The 15,300-nt window shown below is 65.6% G+C and carries 18 protein-coding genes; 6 read left to right on the top strand and 12 right to left on the bottom strand.

Annotation, left to right across the window (positions count from 1 at the left end; all coding sequences use genetic code 11):
• Positions 1 to 177 precede the first annotated feature (177 nt).
• Both QTI66_RS36140 and QTI66_RS36145 read right to left on the bottom strand, forming a co-directional pair.
• On the bottom strand, positions 178 to 417 hold the full coding sequence (locus QTI66_RS36140) for a hypothetical protein (RefSeq protein WP_286565194.1): 240 nt from the start codon (positions 415 to 417) through the stop codon (positions 178 to 180).
• A gap of 1 nt (position 418) precedes the next feature.
• Complete coding sequence (locus tag QTI66_RS36145) at positions 419 to 694, bottom strand: hypothetical protein (RefSeq protein WP_286565195.1); 276 nt, start codon at positions 692 to 694, stop codon at positions 419 to 421.
• Positions 695 to 930: 236 nt separating this feature from the next.
• Between QTI66_RS36145 and QTI66_RS36150 the strand changes: the two genes are divergently transcribed.
• On the top strand, positions 931 to 1,107 hold the full coding sequence (locus QTI66_RS36150) for a hypothetical protein (protein WP_286565196.1): 177 nt from the start codon (positions 931 to 933) through the stop codon (positions 1,105 to 1,107).
• Positions 1,108 to 1,173: 66 nt separating this feature from the next.
• On the opposite strand, the gene QTI66_RS36155 is transcribed toward QTI66_RS36150, so the two are convergent.
• The 3 genes from QTI66_RS36155 to QTI66_RS36165 all read right to left on the bottom strand — a co-directional run bounded on the left by QTI66_RS36155 (position 1,174) and on the right by QTI66_RS36165 (position 4,103).
• Positions 1,174 to 1,440: a hypothetical protein gene (locus QTI66_RS36155; protein ID WP_286565197.1), complete on the bottom strand. Its 267-nt coding sequence runs from the start codon at positions 1,438 to 1,440 to the stop codon at positions 1,174 to 1,176.
• Positions 1,430 to 2,368 carry a helix-turn-helix transcriptional regulator gene (locus tag QTI66_RS36160; protein ID WP_286565198.1) on the bottom strand — a complete coding sequence of 313 codons (939 nt, stop codon included), beginning with the start codon at positions 2,366 to 2,368 and terminating at the stop codon, positions 1,430 to 1,432. The genes QTI66_RS36155 and QTI66_RS36160 overlap by 11 nt, the downstream gene beginning before the upstream one ends.
• Positions 2,369 to 2,594: 226 nt before the next feature.
• Positions 2,595 to 4,103 (bottom strand): sigma-54 interaction domain-containing protein, encoded by a 1,509-nt coding sequence (locus tag QTI66_RS36165; protein WP_286565199.1) that lies wholly within the window; start codon positions 4,101 to 4,103, stop codon positions 2,595 to 2,597.
• Positions 4,104 to 4,155: 52 nt separating this feature from the next.
• Between QTI66_RS36165 and QTI66_RS36170 the strand changes: the two genes are divergently transcribed.
• Complete coding sequence (locus tag QTI66_RS36170) at positions 4,156 to 4,938, top strand: MEDS domain-containing protein (protein WP_286565200.1); 783 nt, start codon at positions 4,156 to 4,158, stop codon at positions 4,936 to 4,938.
• Between the two features lie 27 nt (positions 4,939 to 4,965).
• Here the strand turns inward: QTI66_RS36170 and trxA are convergent, their stop codons facing one another.
• Genes trxA through htpX form a run of 6 tightly spaced genes read right to left on the bottom strand, consistent with a single transcriptional unit; the run spans position 4,966 to position 8,735 of the window.
• The gene (gene trxA, locus QTI66_RS36175) at positions 4,966 to 5,352 is read right to left on the bottom strand and encodes a thioredoxin (protein ID WP_286565201.1); all 387 of its coding nucleotides are present in this window, start codon (positions 5,350 to 5,352) and stop codon (positions 4,966 to 4,968) included.
• A gap of 15 nt (positions 5,353 to 5,367) precedes the next feature.
• The gene (locus QTI66_RS36180; RefSeq protein ID WP_286565202.1) at positions 5,368 to 5,592 is read right to left on the bottom strand and encodes a universal stress protein; all 225 of its coding nucleotides are present in this window, start codon (positions 5,590 to 5,592) and stop codon (positions 5,368 to 5,370) included.
• Complete coding sequence (locus QTI66_RS36185) at positions 5,525 to 6,208, bottom strand: adenine nucleotide alpha hydrolase family protein (protein ID WP_286565203.1); 684 nt, start codon at positions 6,206 to 6,208, stop codon at positions 5,525 to 5,527. The genes QTI66_RS36180 and QTI66_RS36185 overlap by 68 nt, the downstream gene beginning before the upstream one ends.
• Before the next feature lies 1 nt (position 6,209).
• A complete protein-coding gene (locus tag QTI66_RS36190; protein ID WP_286565204.1) occupies positions 6,210 to 6,482 on the bottom strand; it encodes a hypothetical protein in 273 nt (90 codons plus the stop codon).
• Positions 6,483 to 6,505: 23 nt separating this feature from the next.
• A complete protein-coding gene (locus QTI66_RS36195) occupies positions 6,506 to 7,816 on the bottom strand; it encodes an NAD(P)/FAD-dependent oxidoreductase (RefSeq protein WP_286565205.1) in 1,311 nt (436 codons plus the stop codon).
• Between the two features lie 10 nt (positions 7,817 to 7,826).
• Entirely contained in the window at positions 7,827 to 8,735 is a 909-nt protein-coding gene (gene htpX / locus QTI66_RS36200; protein ID WP_286565206.1) for a protease HtpX, read from the bottom strand.
• A 421-nt stretch (positions 8,736 to 9,156) separates the two neighbouring features.
• Between htpX and QTI66_RS36205 the strand changes: the two genes are divergently transcribed.
• The 3 genes from QTI66_RS36205 to QTI66_RS36215 all read left to right on the top strand — a co-directional run bounded on the left by QTI66_RS36205 (position 9,157) and on the right by QTI66_RS36215 (position 13,198).
• Entirely contained in the window at positions 9,157 to 9,828 is a 672-nt protein-coding gene (locus QTI66_RS36205) for a BON domain-containing protein (protein ID WP_286565207.1), read from the top strand.
• 72 nt (positions 9,829 to 9,900) lie between these two features.
• Positions 9,901 to 10,353: a PRC-barrel domain-containing protein gene (locus tag QTI66_RS36210; protein ID WP_286565208.1), complete on the top strand. Its 453-nt coding sequence runs from the start codon at positions 9,901 to 9,903 to the stop codon at positions 10,351 to 10,353.
• Between the two features lie 13 nt (positions 10,354 to 10,366).
• Positions 10,367 to 13,198, top strand: a complete 2,832-nt coding sequence (locus QTI66_RS36215) for an ATP-dependent Clp protease ATP-binding subunit (protein WP_286565209.1) — start codon at positions 10,367 to 10,369, stop codon at positions 13,196 to 13,198.
• A gap of 85 nt (positions 13,199 to 13,283) precedes the next feature.
• Here QTI66_RS36215 and QTI66_RS36220 read toward each other — a convergent pair whose 3' ends face one another.
• On the bottom strand, positions 13,284 to 14,360 hold the full coding sequence (locus tag QTI66_RS36220; protein ID WP_286565210.1) for an SDR family oxidoreductase: 1,077 nt from the start codon (positions 14,358 to 14,360) through the stop codon (positions 13,284 to 13,286).
• A 193-nt stretch (positions 14,361 to 14,553) separates the two neighbouring features.
• Here QTI66_RS36220 and QTI66_RS36225 point away from each other — a divergent pair, with 193 nt between their 5' ends.
• Entirely contained in the window at positions 14,554 to 15,300 is a 747-nt protein-coding gene (locus QTI66_RS36225; RefSeq protein WP_286565211.1) for a Crp/Fnr family transcriptional regulator, read from the top strand.

Here is a 15,300-nt window from a genome sequence, read left to right on the forward strand (position 1 = left end):
CGCTCGGGCTCGGCGCCATGCTGGTGGGCATCACGGCGACCATGATCTGCTACGTGCTGCTCAACCTGCGCTACCGCCACCTCGTGCGCGCCAGGCAGGCGGCGGCCTGAGCCTGTGCCTGCGCAGCTTGGGTGAGGAGAAGCAAACGAGATCGCGGCTCGCCGCTATCACCTAGCTTCAGGAAGATCCCCGTCGATTGGCCGGGATCTCGAGTTCAAGTGGCGCCGTGGGCGCGTAGAGCTCGTCGTCGACCTGTTCCTCGAAATCCCATGCTTGCAATCTGTAGCCCGCTGCGTCGACAGGCCATACCGTGACGCAACGGCCGGCTTTCAATGCGCTGGCTGCGTATTGCAGCGCTTCCTCCATTCGTGCAAACGAAGTCGCTGCACGGTTCGGCTCGCTTTTCATCGCACTCATATCAGTCACTTCCCGTCAACACGAATCCGGCTTCGTAAGCCGTGCGCGCCGCGATCTTGATCTGGTTGAGCAACGTCTTCGAACGCTCTGCGCTGTCCCTGAGCGTCATGGATTCGGGCTGGACCATCAGTTGATGCGCAATCCCCATGAGCATCTTCGATGATTCGAGACTCTTCTGGATCGCCCTGCGTTTCTGAACGTTCACATTCGATTCGAATGCATCGTCGCTCTTGCACTGGTCGAGCATGACTTCTATCAAATGGTGGGCGGCCGCCATGTCCATCACTTCAGGGTTTTTCATTTTTAATCTTTCAACGCCGGATCGGGAGCGCCCGGCAACGAATCGCAAATGAAAGCAGTGTTGTCGACCAGGCACCGGCTGCACAGGCTCAGTTCCAACGCATTGGGGCAGTCCAGTTCTGGGGAGCGGTGGGCCGCCGGCGGACTGGCCCGGTCGAACGGGCACCGACTGACCCTGTTCGGCGCAGTCCGGACTTCGAACAATCGGAACGCATGATCAAACTCACCCTTGGCGCACCGCCCGATCGGGCTCACATGGATGTTCCCATGCTCATACCGGTGACACTTCGGCCCGGGCTGACCTTCTACGGCCTGGTCGCCCTGCACGCCAAGGAGGCCCTGCGCGACTGCCAGTGCGAAGGCCGGCCGTACTCTCCCATCTTGCAATGAGCATTGCCGGGGCACTGCGATAAAGGCCGTCACGAGCTTTTGGCCGGCTCAACGAGCTTCGGGCGGTCAGGACGAGGGCTCGCTGCCCTTGCCACTGTTGTCATCGCTTGCACCGGCCCTGCCCGGGCAGGGCGTGACCCGGGGCCACCCGTACTCTCGCCCCATCATTGCCCTTGCGAACAGGTAGTTGTTCCTCGCACGTTCGCTGCAATGATCGAGGTCAACATGGCCATCGCAATCACAGGGAAACGCGAGCGCCCGGCCCAGTTGGTACAGCGACTGGAAGCGCAGTTCGAACGCGACGGCGTTGTGCAGGGATGTCTCATCGGTCATGGTCGCCTCCTGATGAATCAATGGGCCGGCTCGACGCCTCGCGCGCGCTCATGCGGAAGACCTTCGGCGTGTACCCGGTGTAGCGATGAAAGACGCCGGTGAAGTGGCCTTGCGTGCGAAAGCCCACATCAGCGGCCACTTCGATGATCGGCGAGTCGGTGCCCGCCAGCAGTTCCTTGGCGCGCTGGATGCGCTGCAGGAGGATGTACAGGTGGGGCGACTGTTCCGTCGATTGCTTGAACATCCGCGCGAAATGAAAGGGGCTCAGATGCACTTGCGCGGCCAGCTGTTCGACGCGGATCGTCTCGCCAAGATGCTCGGCAACGAAGGTGCGGACGCAGCGCATCTTGTGGGCCGCCAATCCGCCGGTGGACGTGGCCTGTGCCGGCCCCGCGGCCACGTAGTTCCTGGCGACGTGCGCAGCCAGCAGGGCGGCCATCGCGTTCAGGAAGCTCGCCGCCAGCTGGTGGCTCGGGAATTCCCGATCGACAGCGTCGGCGACTTCGCGGATCAGCGAATCGGGCGCTGCATGGGGTTCGACGAAGCTGAATTCGTCGCTGCCCAGCGCGGTACGGGCCGTCTCGCTGAAAAAAGGCTCTTCGATGCTGAGGATGAGCGTGTTGGCGCCGGGCCGGTCTGCGAGCGAATGGGGAAGCGCCGGCGGAACAACAGCGACCAGCGGCGCGCGGACGTACGCGGTTCGGTCGCGCGCGGCCTCCATGCGATGGGTGGTGAACAGGTTCGCGGTTTCCTTCGGCACGAGGATGTCGAGGGAATTGCGTTTGCGCACGCTGCCGAGGTCCGCTTCACCCAGATGCGCAATGCGCATGACCGGTTCGCACGTGGTTCGCGGAGACGGCGGATACGGCCGCATTGGCAAATTGAAGCTCAGCAAGCCGTCGATTCCGGATTCGTTTCCTGTCAGCATGGGACCCGCCTTCTTGCATCTGTTTCTTGCGCTGCCGACCGGCAGGCATGCTGTTCATCTCGCAAGGGACGTGCCGATGTCGCGAGCGAGGGCGAATGACGCGCCGCCTTGCAGAATCTTGAGGCGTGACAAGGGTTTGGGCGAGCAGGGCCACGCTCGCGACGCGCTTGATTCGACGCGCGGCTGCCGGAATGCCGTCACCGCTGCCGGCATTCCGGCAGCGCGCTCAATGGCGCGCGATGCCGAGCTTCTGCATCTTGTATTGCAGCGAGGTGCGCTTCATGCCCAGCTTGGCGGCCGCACCGGCGGGGCCGGCGATGACCCAGTTGCATTCTTCAAGGGCCCGCAGGATATGCTGGCGCTCCATGCGTTCGAGACTTTCGTCCGAGGCATCTTCCGCATCGGGGCGAGGCTTCAATTCGCCAACCGGAACCTCCAGCGTCGCGCCTTGCGTGAGGATCACGCAGCGCTCGATGAAGTTCGACAGCTCACGGACGTTGCCCGGCCAGGAATAGCGGCCGAGCGCCGCCAGGCTTTCGGGGGCGATGGCCGCGATCGACCGGTTGTTGGCGCGCGCGTGAACCTGCAGGAAGTGCTGGGCCAGCACGGGGATGTCGTCCACGCGATGGCGCAACGGTGGCGTCACGATCGGGAATACCTTCAGTCGGTAATAGAGATCGTCGCGAAAGGTGCGGGCGGCGACCATCTGCGCCAGGTCGCGATTGGACGCCGCGATCAGACGCACGTCGGTCTTCTGCGTGTGGGTGCTTCCCAGGCGTTCGAACTCGTGCTCCTGCAGCACGCGCAACAGCTTGGCCTGCAGTTCAAGCGGAATCTCTCCGACCTCGTCGAGGAAGATGGTGCCCTTGTCGGCCAGTTCGAAGCGCCCGATGCGCTTGCCCACGGCGCCGGTGAAGGCGCCTTTCTCATGGCCGAACAGCTCGGCTTCGATCAGACCAGTGGGGATGGCCGCGCAGTTGAGCCGCACAAAGGGGTATTGCCTGCGGCGGCTGAGCCGATGGATGGCACGCGCGATCAGCTCCTTGCCGGTCCCGGTCTCGCCCTGGAGGAGGACGCATGCATTGGTCGGCGCAACGCGCTCCACCAGCGTCAGTGCCTGTGCGAGCGACTTGCTGCGACCGACGATCTCGCCCCAGGGTTGCTCGGTTTCCTGGCGCAGGTAGGCGTTGTGCGCCTTGATCTCGTCGTTGAGCCGTTCCGCGGCCTCGGCGCGCTGCCGTGTGGCAGCCAGCTGTGCCCGCTGCAGTTCGACGACCGCCTGGTTTGCGGCCACCCGCAGCAGCAGCGTTTCGGTGGCGCTCGGAAATCCGGGGCGCCGGGAGGCGGCCAGCAGCACACCGACCTCCTTCCTGGCCCCGAGCCAAAGGTGCGTGACACGGAATTCGCCTTGCTGGAATGGATTCTGAACGACATAGGGCACGCCGGGGTGCTGTGCCAGGAGCCACGGTTCGATGACTGCGCCGACCTGTTCCGCGCGTAGTGCAATGTCGGGCAGATGCTCGCTGCGTGCCAGCTCGACCATCGGCGCCGCCTCGCCGTCGTCCAGCCGCGCGTAGGCCAGGTCCAGGGACAGCATGCGCGCCAGCATTTCGAGCAATGTTCGCAGGATGGACATCGGATCGCGGCTGTCCCACAGGGACGGCAAAGCGAGCAAACTCATCAGTCCGCTGATGCAGTCCTGAAGGCGGCGGATTTCAGTGACGGTTTCATCCATGGTCTGCGACTCAAGGCAACCAGCGAGAGAGTGGCACGGATCGACACAGTAATTGCACTTTCTTTTAAGAAACGTGCTAAAAGATTTCGGCGATGCGCGCGCGACCGTTCGCGCCGACGCCGCAGCTGGCGTACGTTGGCAGTGTTGGAAAAAACCTGGACGAAATATGATGCATTCAAGCTTCACCGGCCTCTTGGCCTCGTCCTCAGGTCAGGGCGAACAGGTCGCCATGGAAATCGCAGGGTCGACACTGGGCAAGTACCGCCACATCTGCGCCTTCTTCCGCACCGCCGAGGAGGAAAACCGCATCATGATGCCCTTCATCAAGGAGGGGCTCGAGCGAGGCGATCGGGCCTGCCAGATCGTTGACTCTTCACTTCGCGACGAACACCTGCGGCAGCTCTATGCGGCCGGCATCGACGTCGCGCAGCAGGAGCGCGAGGGGAAGCTCCAGGTCCACTCGGTGTTCGACATGTACCTGCGTGACGGGCACTTCGACGTGACCCGCATGCTCAGCTTCGTGCAGCAGCATATCTCGGGTGATTCGCAGACCCCGATCTCGCGGATCACCGGACACGCCGAATGGGCTGGCGAAGACTGGCCGGGCGTGGAAGACTTCCTCGAGTACGAAGCCCGCCTCAACGACGTCGTGCCGGAAGGGCGCGATACCGTGGTGTGCATGTACGACCTTTCGAAGACCGGTGCGGCGCTGATGGCAGACGTCCTGCGCACACACCCCGTCACCATCCTCGGCGGCGTGCTGCACGAGAACCCCTTCTTCACGCCTGCGGAAGAGTTCATCGCCGAACTCCGTGCGCGCAAGGGAGCGTCCTGACGGCCCGCCTCCAGCGCAGCAGGCTCGTCACCAGTCCAGGTCGATCTGCGGGCGACCCGGGTCCTGTTGCACTACCACGGCAGGCCTGCGCGGCAGGTGCCGGTCCACGAAGTCGGCGAGCTGCGACTCGCTCCTCATCCCCGGCTGCATGGCGAGCTGCTGGCCCTGGCGGAACAGCATCAGCGTGGGCACCGAACGGATCGCATACTTCGCCGCGATGGACGGCGCCTCGTCGATGTCGACCTTGACGACGGCCAGTTCCTGATGCCGGCGCTGCGCGAAGGACTCGAGCGCCGGCGCCATGGCCTTGCACGGTCCGCACCAGGAGGCCGAAAAATCGACCAGCACCGGATTCTGCTGCGCGGCGAGCGTCGATTCGAAATCGCGTTCGCCTGCATGGATCACTGCTGGCATGTGGACTCCCTTCTTTCAATGCGCCATGAGCACCGGCAGCGTCATCGAACGCAGCACGGTCCGCGTCACGCCGCCGAGCAGCAGTTCGTGGATGCGGTGGTGACCGTAGCAGCCCATCACCAGCAGGTCGCTGGCTTGATCCGCGGCGTGGGACAGCAGCAGCTCGCCCAGCTCACTCGGCTCGTCGGGGTAGCGATTCGCGGAAGCTTGGACGCCATGGCAGCGCAGCGCGCGGCACAATGCCGAAGGTGGTCTCCGCCGGGCCGTAGTTGTCCGGTCCCCAGGACACCACGTGCACGCGTTTGGCGCGCCGTATCAACGGCAGCGCGCCGGCAACGGCGCGGGCGCATTCGCGCGTGGGCTTCCATGCGATCAGCACGTTCTGGCTCACGGCCGGATAACGCCCGACATAGGGAATCACCAAGGCCGGCTTGCTGCTTTCCATCACGACCGATTCGACGAAGTCCCTCGGCACGTCCCGCGTTCGCGGCTCTTCGGGGTCATGCTGGCCCAGCACCATCAGATCGACATAGAGCGAGGCCTGCGCCGTGCCCCAGACGGGCGGATCGCCCGGCACCTCGGCCCAGGTCATCGCCGGATCTCCGGAGGCCAGGGCCTCGTCAAACAGTGTACGGGCGAACTCGCGATGCTCGGGGTCGAACGTGGGCACGTTCGGCGCGGCCAGCGCTTCGACATCAACGCGCAGCGGCAAGGGCAGCAAGCGCGGCTCGATGGCCAGCAGCGCGACGAGGCGCGCCGTGCCGTGGGCCGGCGCGATCCTGCGCGCCATCGCGAGCCGCTCCGCGCAGCACGGCGAGGCGTCCATGTGGACCAGAATGGATTGATAGCCCTCCATGTCATGGCTCCTGGTGCGCTGCCGCGACGGGCTTGCCGAGCTGTGTCCGCGACCGCTGCTGCTGCAGGGCCTCGCGCTTGACCTCGTGGCGGCCGCGCGCCGCATCCAGCATGCAGGCGCGCTGATCCTCGGATCCGGCGTCGCGGCGGCAGCCCGCCCCGTTGCGTTCGTACATCGCGTGGATGGCGGGCGCAGGGTCAGTGTCCCTGGATGAGGTCCGGGTACCGGTCTGCGCGCACGCGGCGAGCGCGACGATGAGGGAAAGTGTCTTCATCAGGGTCCCCTTGAGAGCGCAGGTTATGGATGTGAAGCAGGCGACATTGAGCTGATGTCAAGATGGCGGTGCACGAAGGCCACCGCCATGGCGCCTTCACCCACCGCCGACGCCACGCGGCGCACCGCGCTGTGCCGCACATCGCCGGCCGCAAAGACGCCTGGAATGCTGGTCTCGAGAAAGTACGGCTCGCGGTCCAGCGGCCACTGCGGCTGGCGCCGGCCACCTTGCAGAAGATCGGGGCCGGTGAGGATGTAGCCTGCCTCGTCGCGCTCCATGCCGATCGATTCCGCCCAATGGGTTTGCGGCTCGCCGCCGATGCACACGAAGAGCCATTGCGTCGCAACGCGCCGTTCGGTGCCGGTGGCGAGGTCGCGCAACGAGATCTCTTGCAGCGCGCCATCGCCGTGCAGCGCACTCACCTCCGTGTTCGCAAGGACCTCGATGTTGGCACTGGCGGCAATGCGGTCGATCAGGTAGCGCGACAGGGTGCCCTTCAGCGATGCGTCCCGGATCACCATGCTGACGCGGCTCGCGTGTGGCGCGAAATGCATCGCCGCCTGGCCGGCCGAGTTGCCGCCGCCGACGATGAACACATGCTGGCCGCGCGCCAGTGGCGCCTCGCTGGCGCCAGCGCCGTAGTAAAGGCCCGAGCCCATCAATTGCTCCTCGTTGGGCAGTCCGAGCCGCCGGTAGGCCACGCCGGTGGCACAGATCGTGGCGCGCGCGACGATCCGAGTGCCGTCCTCGAGCACGCCAACGCCGCGTCCGGGCTTCAGTTCTGCGCGCACGCCTTCGCGGGCGAGCAGGATCTCGACGCCGAACTTGCACGCCTGCTCGCGGGCGTGCTCCGCGAGCTCCATGCCGCTGATGCCCTGCGGAAATCCCAGGTAGTTCTCGATCCTCGAACTGCTGCCGGCCTGGCCACCGACGGCCAGGCGCTCGACAAGAACGGTCGACAGGCCGTCGGCCCCGGCGTAAACCGCGGCGCTCAGGCCGGCCGGCCCGGCGCCGTAGATGGCCAGGTCGTATTCGGAGCGCGACGGATTCTTGAACCAGCCGAGCTTCTCGGTGATCTGACGGATCGTCGGGCATTCCATGCGGGTGCCGTCGGGGAACATGCAGACCGGCAGGCGCGCATCGTGCAAGTGGTCGACCTGCGCTTTGTTGTGTGCGCCGTCGTCGCTCGGCAGAGGGACCCACTCGAAGGGCACGTCGCTGCGGTGCAGGAAGTCGCGTATGGCCCAAGCGGCGGCATTGCCCAGCCGTCCGTAGATCGTCACCAGCGCCGGCCCCGCCGGCGACGTCGGGGCCATGAAATCGTTGAAGGCCATGGTCGAAGCCTCAGTTCGCCCACGGGATGGGGCTTCCATGCCCCACCTGCAGTGCCGCGATGCGCTGCTCCAGCGGCGGATGGCTCGCGAACAGATGCATCCACGACGGCAGGCCGGCGAAGCCGAGCGTCCGCAGCGACTGCGGCAACTCACCGGCTTCGATGCCGCCCAGACGGCCCAGCGCGCTGATCATCGGCGTCGGTGTTCCCAGGAGCCGTGCCGAACCCGCGTCGGCGCGGAACTCGCGGTGGCGCGAGAACCACGCCACGATCAGCGAAGCCGCGATGCCAAACACGATCTCGCAGGCGAACACCGTCGCGTAGTAGCCGATCCCGCCGCCGGCGGCGTTCTCGTCATCGTCGCGGCGAAACACAACCGTGTCGACCAGGTAGCCGACCACGCGCGCGAAGAACACCACGAAGGTGTTGACCACGCCTTGGACCAGGGCCATGGTCACCATGTCGCCGTTGGCAACGTGGGACACCTCGTGGCCGAGCACGGCCTCGATCTCCGCGCGGTTCATGCTTTGCATCAGGCCGGTCGACACGGCCACGAGCGATGCGTCGCGAAAGGCGCCGGTCGCGAAGGCGTTGGGCGCACCCGGGTAGAGCGCGACCTCCGGTTCGCCGATGCCCGCGCGCCGCGCCAGCGCGTGCACGGTGTCGCGCAGCCAAGCCTCGTCGGTGCTCTGCGGCCGCTCGATGATCCGCGCGCCGGTGGACCATTTCGCGATCTGCTTGGACATCAGCAGCGAGATGAACGAACCGCCGAAGCCGATCACCAGCGAGAAGATCATCAGTGCGCCGAAGTCCAGCCCAGCAGCATTCAGGAAGCGGTCCACGCCCAGCAGCCGCAGCGTGACCGACATCACCAACATCACCGCGAGGTTGGTGGCGAGGAAGAGGAACAGACGCTTCATCGGGCTTCTCCTTGAGTGGGGTTCGGCACATGCAGTGCTGCGAATCGAGCGTCTCGTCAGGTTCGGGAATCGCCGGCTCGGCATGCCCGCTCCTGATCTCCAATGATTGACTCTCGACGGGTCAGCGTAGGCGCAGTGGCTGCAGCTGTCTTCCGGATTCCTGCGCATGCTGGCGAAGTCCGGCGCTGGACAGCGCGTCGCATTTCAAGCCCATGCCATCGCGAGCGAAGGTCACCGAAGCGAGGGCATCGGCATCAACGCGCAGTCCCGCGACATAGCTGCGCAGGTCTGAGCAAGACCGGGCCGGTCTGCCGACCTAATCTTCAAGCACCCGACTTTCGCGCCATTGCGCCCGCGTGTGGTTGTCGGATGAAAGTCGCTTATCCCTGCGGGCGCTGGACGAACAGATAGAGGATCAACCATGACTGTTGCTACCGCTGCCCGCACCGACGTCGAGATTCAGAACGAGGTGCAGACCGAACTGAAATGGGAACCACGCGTGCAATCCAACGAGATCGGCGTGGCGGTGAAGGATGGCGTCGTCACGCTGACCGGCTATGTCGATTCGTACTCCAAGCGCTGGGCGGCGGAAGAGGCTTCGCATCGCGTGCGCGGAGTGAGGGCCGTGGCCAACGACATCGAGGTCCGGCTGGGTACCAGCTACGAGCGCACCGACCCCGAGATCGCCGACTCCGCAGCGCGCGCCCTGCAATGGGACATTCTGCTGGAGCGGGAAAAGATCGACGTCAGCGTCTCCAAGGGCTGGGTCACGCTGACGGGCACCGTGGACTGGCAATACAAGATGGAGCAGGCCGGGCGCGTAGTGCGCAATCTCGCCGGCGTGAAGGGCGTCAGCAACCTGATCGAGGTGAAGCCCAAGGCGCAGCCATCTGACGTCAAGAAGAAGGTCGAGGAGGCGCTGGTACGCAGTGCGCAGACTGACGCCGAGCGGATCACGGTCGAGGTGGACGGCGGCAAGGTGACCCTCAAGGGCAGGGTGCGCGCCTGGGCCGAGCGCGAGGAAGCGGAGCGCGCGGCCTGGAAGGCGCCCGGCGTCAGCGCGGTCGAGAACCGCATCACGATCGGTCTCTGAGTCCGGCTGCGCATGGCTTCGCGCAAGCTCGAGATCAAGTGAATTTCTTCAACCGCTACGGAGTGAAACATCATGGACACGAAACTTCTTCGCACCAGCATCGCTTGTGCAATGCTCGCCCTCGGCCTGACGCAACTCGCCGGCGGCCAGGCAGCCCCTGACCCCGCAGCGCCCAAGGAAGGCGCCACGAAGGCAGCCCCGGCACCGGTGGCTGCGAAGGCCACGATCGGCGTGACCATCGCCGAAACGCAGCTGGTCGCCACCGGCTACCGCGCCTCGAAGCTGCTTCACCAGGATGTCTACAACGACAAGGGCGAAAAGATCGGCAAGGTGGACGACCTCGTGCTCTCGACCGACGGCAACCTCTCGACCGCGATCGTGAACGTCGGCGGCTTTCTCGGCATGGGCAAGCACCTGGTGGCGATTCCGGTGCGCCAGTTCGAGCACATCGCGCCGAAGGCCGTGCTGCCCAAGGCGAGCAAGGACGAGCTGAAGGCCCTGCCGAAGTTCGAATACACCGCCTGAACAAGGAGCAGCCATGGCCAAGTGCGACGTGTGCGGACGCCCCGCCACCACCCAACTGACCCTGCGCGAAGGCGGCAAGACCCGCCAGGTCGCACTATGCGACGAACACTATGCCGAGACGATGGGCAGCGCCCTGGGGCGCTCGCCGCTCGAGTCCTTGTTCGGCGGCGGTCTGTTCGACGAGTTCCAGAGCTTCTTCGGCGATCGCGGCTCGCTGTTCGGCGAGTCGCCACGCGACCGCGGCGCAGGCGGCGACAAGGCGCGGCCACATGCCAGCGCCGCGCCGCGACGCCAGCGTTCGCGTGAGGCGGTGGACCTGCGCAGCTTCCTGAACGAAGCGGCGATGGATCGGCTCCAGGTTGCAGCCGAGAAGGCGCTGGAGTACCGCAAGGACGAGGTCGACACCGAGCACCTGCTGCTGGCGCTGCTCGACAACGAAATCGTCCAGGAGATCCTGCGCGACTACAAACTGTCGGAGGCGGATCTCCGGTCGAACATCGACGAGAACGCGCCCCGCGGCGAGCACATGGTCGAGAAGGGCGAGACGCCGCGGATCGGCGTCTCGCCGCGCGCCAAGAGCGCCCTCGAGCAGGCCATGATCGCGTCCCGTGAACTCGGCCACAGCTATGTCGGGCCGGAGCACATCCTGATCGGCCTGGTGGAAGAAGAAGACGGCTTTGCCGGTGAACTGCTGCGCAAGCTCGGCCTCAATTCGCAGTCGCTGCGCCAGAAGGTCGTCAAGGTCGTCGGCAAGGGCGCGGAGGAAGGCAAGCTCAAGCAGCGCAGCGGCACGCCGACGCTCGACAAGTACGGCCGCGACCTGAGCGAACTGGCCCGGCAGGGCAAGCTCGACCCGGTGATCGGCCGCGCCCAGGAGATCGAGACGACGATCGAGGTGCTGGCGCGACGCAAGAAGAACAACCCGGTGCTGATCGGCGAACCCGGTGTCGGCAAGACCGCGATCGTCGAGGGCCTGGCGCAGCGCATCGTGCAGGACCAGGTGCCCGACGTACTGCGCGGCAAGCGGGTGATGGAACTCAACGTCAACAGCATGGTCGCGGGCGCCAAGTACCGCGGCGAATTCGAGGAGCGCGTCAAGCAGGTGCTCGACGAGATCATCGACAGGCAGGACGAGCTGATCATCTTCATCGACGAACTGCACACCATCGTCGGCGCGGGTGCCGGCGGCGGCGAGGGCGGACTGGACATCGCCAACGTGTTCAAGCCCGCGCTGGCGCGCGGCGAGCTCCACCTGATCGGCGCGACCACGCTCAATGAGTACCAGAAGTACATCGAGAAGGATGCAGCCCTGGAGCGCCGCTTCCAGCCGGTGATGGTGCCGGAGCCCAGCATCGAGGACACGATCGAGATCCTGCGCGGCCTGCGCGACCGCCTGGAGGCGCACCACAAGGTGAAGATCAGCGAAGGCGCGATCGAGGCCGCCGCCAGGCTCTCGGCACGCTACATCGCCTCGCGCTTCCTGCCTGACAAGGCGATCGACCTGATCGACCAGGGTGCGGCGCGGGTGCGCATCCATGCCAGCTCGCGCCCGCAGGAACTGCAGCACATCGAAGCCAACGTCCGCAAGCTGCGCCAGGAGCAGGACGGCGCCGGCGCGGCCAGGCAGTATGACAAGGCCAAGGACCTGGGCGACCGCATCAAGGCCGACGAGAAGAAGCTCGCCGACGCGACTGCGGCCTGGAAGAAGCGGCGTGGCACCAGTTCCTCCGAAGTGAGCGTGGAGGACGTGGCGCAGATCGTCTCGGCGCTGACCGGCGTGCCGGTGTCCGAGCTGACGACCGAGGACCGCGAGAAGCTGCTCCAGCTCGAAGACCGGCTGCGGGAACGCGTGGTCGGCCAGGAGGAGGCGGTGCGCGCGGTCAGCGAAGCCGTGCGCCTGGCGCGAGCCGGCCTGGGCGAAGCAGGCAAGCCGACCGCGACCTTCCTCTTCCTCGGCCCCACCGGCGTCGGCAAGACCGAATTGGCCAAGGCGCTGGCGGCGACGGTCTTCGGCAGCGAGGAGTCGCTGGTGCGCATCGACATGAGCGAGTATTCGGAGCGGCATACGGTTGCACGGCTGATCGGCGCGCCGCCCGGCTACGTGGGCTACGAGGAAGGCGGCCAGCTGACCGAGCGCGTGCGGCGGCGGCCCTACAGTGTGGTGCTGCTCGACGAGATCGAGAAGGCGCATTCCGAGGTGCACAACATCCTGCTGCAGCTGTTCGACGAAGGGCGCCTCACCGACGGCAAGGGACGGGTGATCGACTTCACCAACACCATCATCATCGCCACCAGCAACCTCGGCTCCGACGTGATCCAGCGCAACCTCAAGGCCAAGGATCGCGAAGTTCTCGCGTACCCGGCGCTGCGCGACCGGCTGATGGAACTGCTGCGCCACCACTTCCGGCCCGAGTTCCTGAACCGGGTCGACGAGGTCGTGGTTTTCCACGCGCTGGGCAAGCCCGAGATCCATGCCATCGTCGGGCTGCAGCTGCAGCGTGTGGCGCGCACGGCGGCCGCGCAGGACGTACATCTCACGTTCGACGACGCACTGGTCGACCACCTGGCGGAGATCGGCTACGACCCCGAGTTCGGCGCCCGCATGCTCAAGCGCAAGCTGCGCTCCGTGGTCGAATCGGGGCTGGCAACCGCCATGCTCAAGGGCGAAGTGTCGGCGGGCCAGAGCGTGAAGCTCGGCTATGACCCGGTCCGGAAGGCGCTTCGCATCGACAAGGTGTCCGACGGCGCGGCGCCGGGCGCGAAGCGGCGCGCCGCCGATGCGACGAAGGCGAAAGCAGAGGCGGAAGCGGAAGCGGGGACGGAGGCCGGCACGGTGCCGGTCTGAGCGCCGCACGAAGGCTGCCCCTGTAGGCCTTAGCTCCCGGAGCGCGTCGCGTTGAGCGCCGACAGGACGAAGCGAAGATTGCGCTTCAACCGGATCGCCGCGGCACGATGTGCTCTGCCTCGAGCCGGCTGAACAGGTCGGTGAAGCTATCCAGCGTACTCTGGTAGTCCAGGAACCCCGCGCGTCGGCTCTTGGTCATGTCCGCGAGCACTTCCATGGGCCTTCCGAGGTCGGCATCGGTATGCCACCCCGATGCCAGCTTGCCGATGTCCGGCTCGCGCAAGCCATGCCGAATCGCGAGTGCCTCCCACTGGCCTGCCGCATCGTCCAGACGGCCGGCCAGGGGCGTCGGGGTGCCGTCGTATGGCGCTGGTTCGATTGCGAAATACTCGGCCAGGCGGGGCCACATCCACTTCCAGCGAAAGACATCGCCATTGACCACATTGAAATCCTGGTCCCTGGCCATGGAGCTTTCCGAAGCCCAGGCGAGATGCCGGGCCAGCAGACGGGCATCGGTCATGTCGGTCAGGCCGTGCCACTGCGCGGCGGAGCCCGGAAACAGGAAAGGCTGGCCATACTCGCGACACAGGCTGGCATATATCGCGAGCGTCACGCCCATGTTCATGGCATTGCCGATGGCATAGCCGATGACGGTGTGCGGCCGATGCACGCTCCATGAGAACCCGTGTCTTTGCGCTGCCTCGAAGAGCCGGTCTTCCTGCTCGTAGTAGAAGTTGTCGACGGGCTGGCGGCCCTGGTCTTCACGAAATGGAGTCATGGGCACGACCCCTGTCGCGTAGGCCTCGAAAGGACCCAGGTAGTGCTTGAGTCCGGTCACCAGCCCGACATGCCCGCCCTCGAGCGACGGTCCTGCCGCCGCCAGCACATTGCGCACGATGGCCCCGTTCACGCGGATGTTCTCGCGTTCGTTGGCCTGGCGCGACCATGCGGCAATGAACACGCTGTCGATGCGCAGTCCGCCAAGCGCCGCCTGCAATGCAGCCGGGTCTGTCAGTTCGGCCGTGATGGGGGCGCAGCCCGCCACCAGGGGCGTGCGGCCGCGCGACAGCCCATGAACTTGCCAGCCGATACCGAGCAGGTGCTCGGACAAGGCGGTGCCGATCACGCCGCTGGCGCCGACAACCAGCGCTGTCTTGTTCATGGGGGATCCTTTGGCGTGATAGAGCGTCCCATCGTAGCGACATGCGGTCGCCATTTTTCCTGAGGGGCCGAATCCCGGCTGTCGAGCGGCGAGCGTTCCGGTGTAACTGGCCCGGTCGAATTTGCACGAACTGACGCTGTCTGGGGGAGGACTGACTGCCGACAATGACATGCCGCTCACCTGAACAATATCGATGTACCTGCATCCTCTTATCGCGAGCGTCCCCGCAGCCGAACGGGCGGAGTTCATCCGGTTCGTCCAACTGCGCTCTTACCGCCGCAATGCGGTCGTGCTGGACGTGGACGAGTGGACGGATTGCATCTACTGCGTTGCCACGGGTCTCGTGCGGGTCGTCATGCAAGGCACGGACAGTCAAGGCGTCACCAGCGACTTCATCGGGCGAGACAGATTCTTCCTCAGTCCAAGCCTCCAGCGGGACAGCTATCAACCGGGGGCCACCCTCATCGCGGCCTTGCCTTCTTCGGTGTATCTCGTGCCGGTGTCGAAGCTTCGGGCCTTGTGCGCCAGGTATCCGGAAGTGGCCATCGGACTGCTGGAGCTCGCCGTGAAGCGGGTTGCTACGCTGCGTGAGCAACTGCGGCGGATCTCGGCTTCGCCAACGGAGCGCCTCATCCGGCGCATCCTCCACGAGCTGACTCAGCTCGCGCCAGGCGGCGCGGGAGGCTTCGACAAGCGCATCACCCAGGCGGTCATTGCGTCCTACTCCGGGCTGTCCCGCGAGCAGGTCAACAAGACCATGCGCGAGCTGGAGAATCGGGGATTGGTCAGGAGGGATGAGCATTCGATCCATGTCCCCTCTGATTTCGCATCGACGGACTTCGAAGAGCGCCTATCGATCGACGAAGTCCCGTCCAGGGTGGACGCCCATCTCGCGGATTCTGATTTATTCACGCCATCATGCGACGATCCGGCTGGGTGA

This window comes from Variovorax brevis, assembly GCF_030317105.1.
GTDB lineage: Bacteria > Pseudomonadota > Gammaproteobacteria > Burkholderiales > Burkholderiaceae_C > Variovorax > Variovorax brevis.

What these genes read in the sequence shown, in the direction of transcription:
- QTI66_RS36140 (WP_286565194.1), bottom strand. Translation starts at nt 417, where the DNA reads ATGAGTGCGATGAAAAGCGAGCCGAACCGTGCAGCGACTTCGTTTGCA.
- QTI66_RS36145 (WP_286565195.1), bottom strand. Translation starts at nt 694, where the DNA reads ATGGCGGCCGCCCACCATTTGATAGAAGTCATGCTCGACCAGTGCAAG.
- QTI66_RS36150 (WP_286565196.1), top strand. Translation starts at nt 931, where the DNA reads ATGATCAAACTCACCCTTGGCGCACCGCCCGATCGGGCTCACATGGAT.
- QTI66_RS36155 (WP_286565197.1), bottom strand. Translation starts at nt 1,440, where the DNA reads ATGACCGATGAGACATCCCTGCACAACGCCGTCGCGTTCGAACTGCGC.
- QTI66_RS36160 (WP_286565198.1), bottom strand. Translation starts at nt 2,368, where the DNA reads ATGCTGACAGGAAACGAATCCGGAATCGACGGCTTGCTGAGCTTCAAT.
- QTI66_RS36165 (WP_286565199.1), bottom strand. Translation starts at nt 4,103, where the DNA reads ATGGATGAAACCGTCACTGAAATCCGCCGCCTTCAGGACTGCATCAGC.
- trxA (WP_286565201.1), bottom strand. Translation starts at nt 5,352, where the DNA reads ATGCCAGCAGTGATCCATGCAGGCGAACGCGATTTCGAATCGACGCTC.
- QTI66_RS36185 (WP_286565203.1), bottom strand. Translation starts at nt 6,208, where the DNA reads ATGGAGGGCTATCAATCCATTCTGGTCCACATGGACGCCTCGCCGTGC.
- QTI66_RS36190 (WP_286565204.1), bottom strand. Translation starts at nt 6,482, where the DNA reads ATGAAGACACTTTCCCTCATCGTCGCGCTCGCCGCGTGCGCGCAGACC.
- QTI66_RS36195 (WP_286565205.1), bottom strand. Translation starts at nt 7,816, where the DNA reads ATGGCCTTCAACGATTTCATGGCCCCGACGTCGCCGGCGGGGCCGGCG.
- htpX (WP_286565206.1), bottom strand. Translation starts at nt 8,735, where the DNA reads ATGAAGCGTCTGTTCCTCTTCCTCGCCACCAACCTCGCGGTGATGTTG.
- QTI66_RS36205 (WP_286565207.1), top strand. Translation starts at nt 9,157, where the DNA reads ATGACTGTTGCTACCGCTGCCCGCACCGACGTCGAGATTCAGAACGAG.
- QTI66_RS36210 (WP_286565208.1), top strand. Translation starts at nt 9,901, where the DNA reads ATGGACACGAAACTTCTTCGCACCAGCATCGCTTGTGCAATGCTCGCC.
- QTI66_RS36215 (WP_286565209.1), top strand. Translation starts at nt 10,367, where the DNA reads ATGGCCAAGTGCGACGTGTGCGGACGCCCCGCCACCACCCAACTGACC.
- QTI66_RS36220 (WP_286565210.1), bottom strand. Translation starts at nt 14,360, where the DNA reads ATGAACAAGACAGCGCTGGTTGTCGGCGCCAGCGGCGTGATCGGCACC.
- QTI66_RS36225 (WP_286565211.1), top strand. Translation starts at nt 14,554, where the DNA reads ATGTACCTGCATCCTCTTATCGCGAGCGTCCCCGCAGCCGAACGGGCG.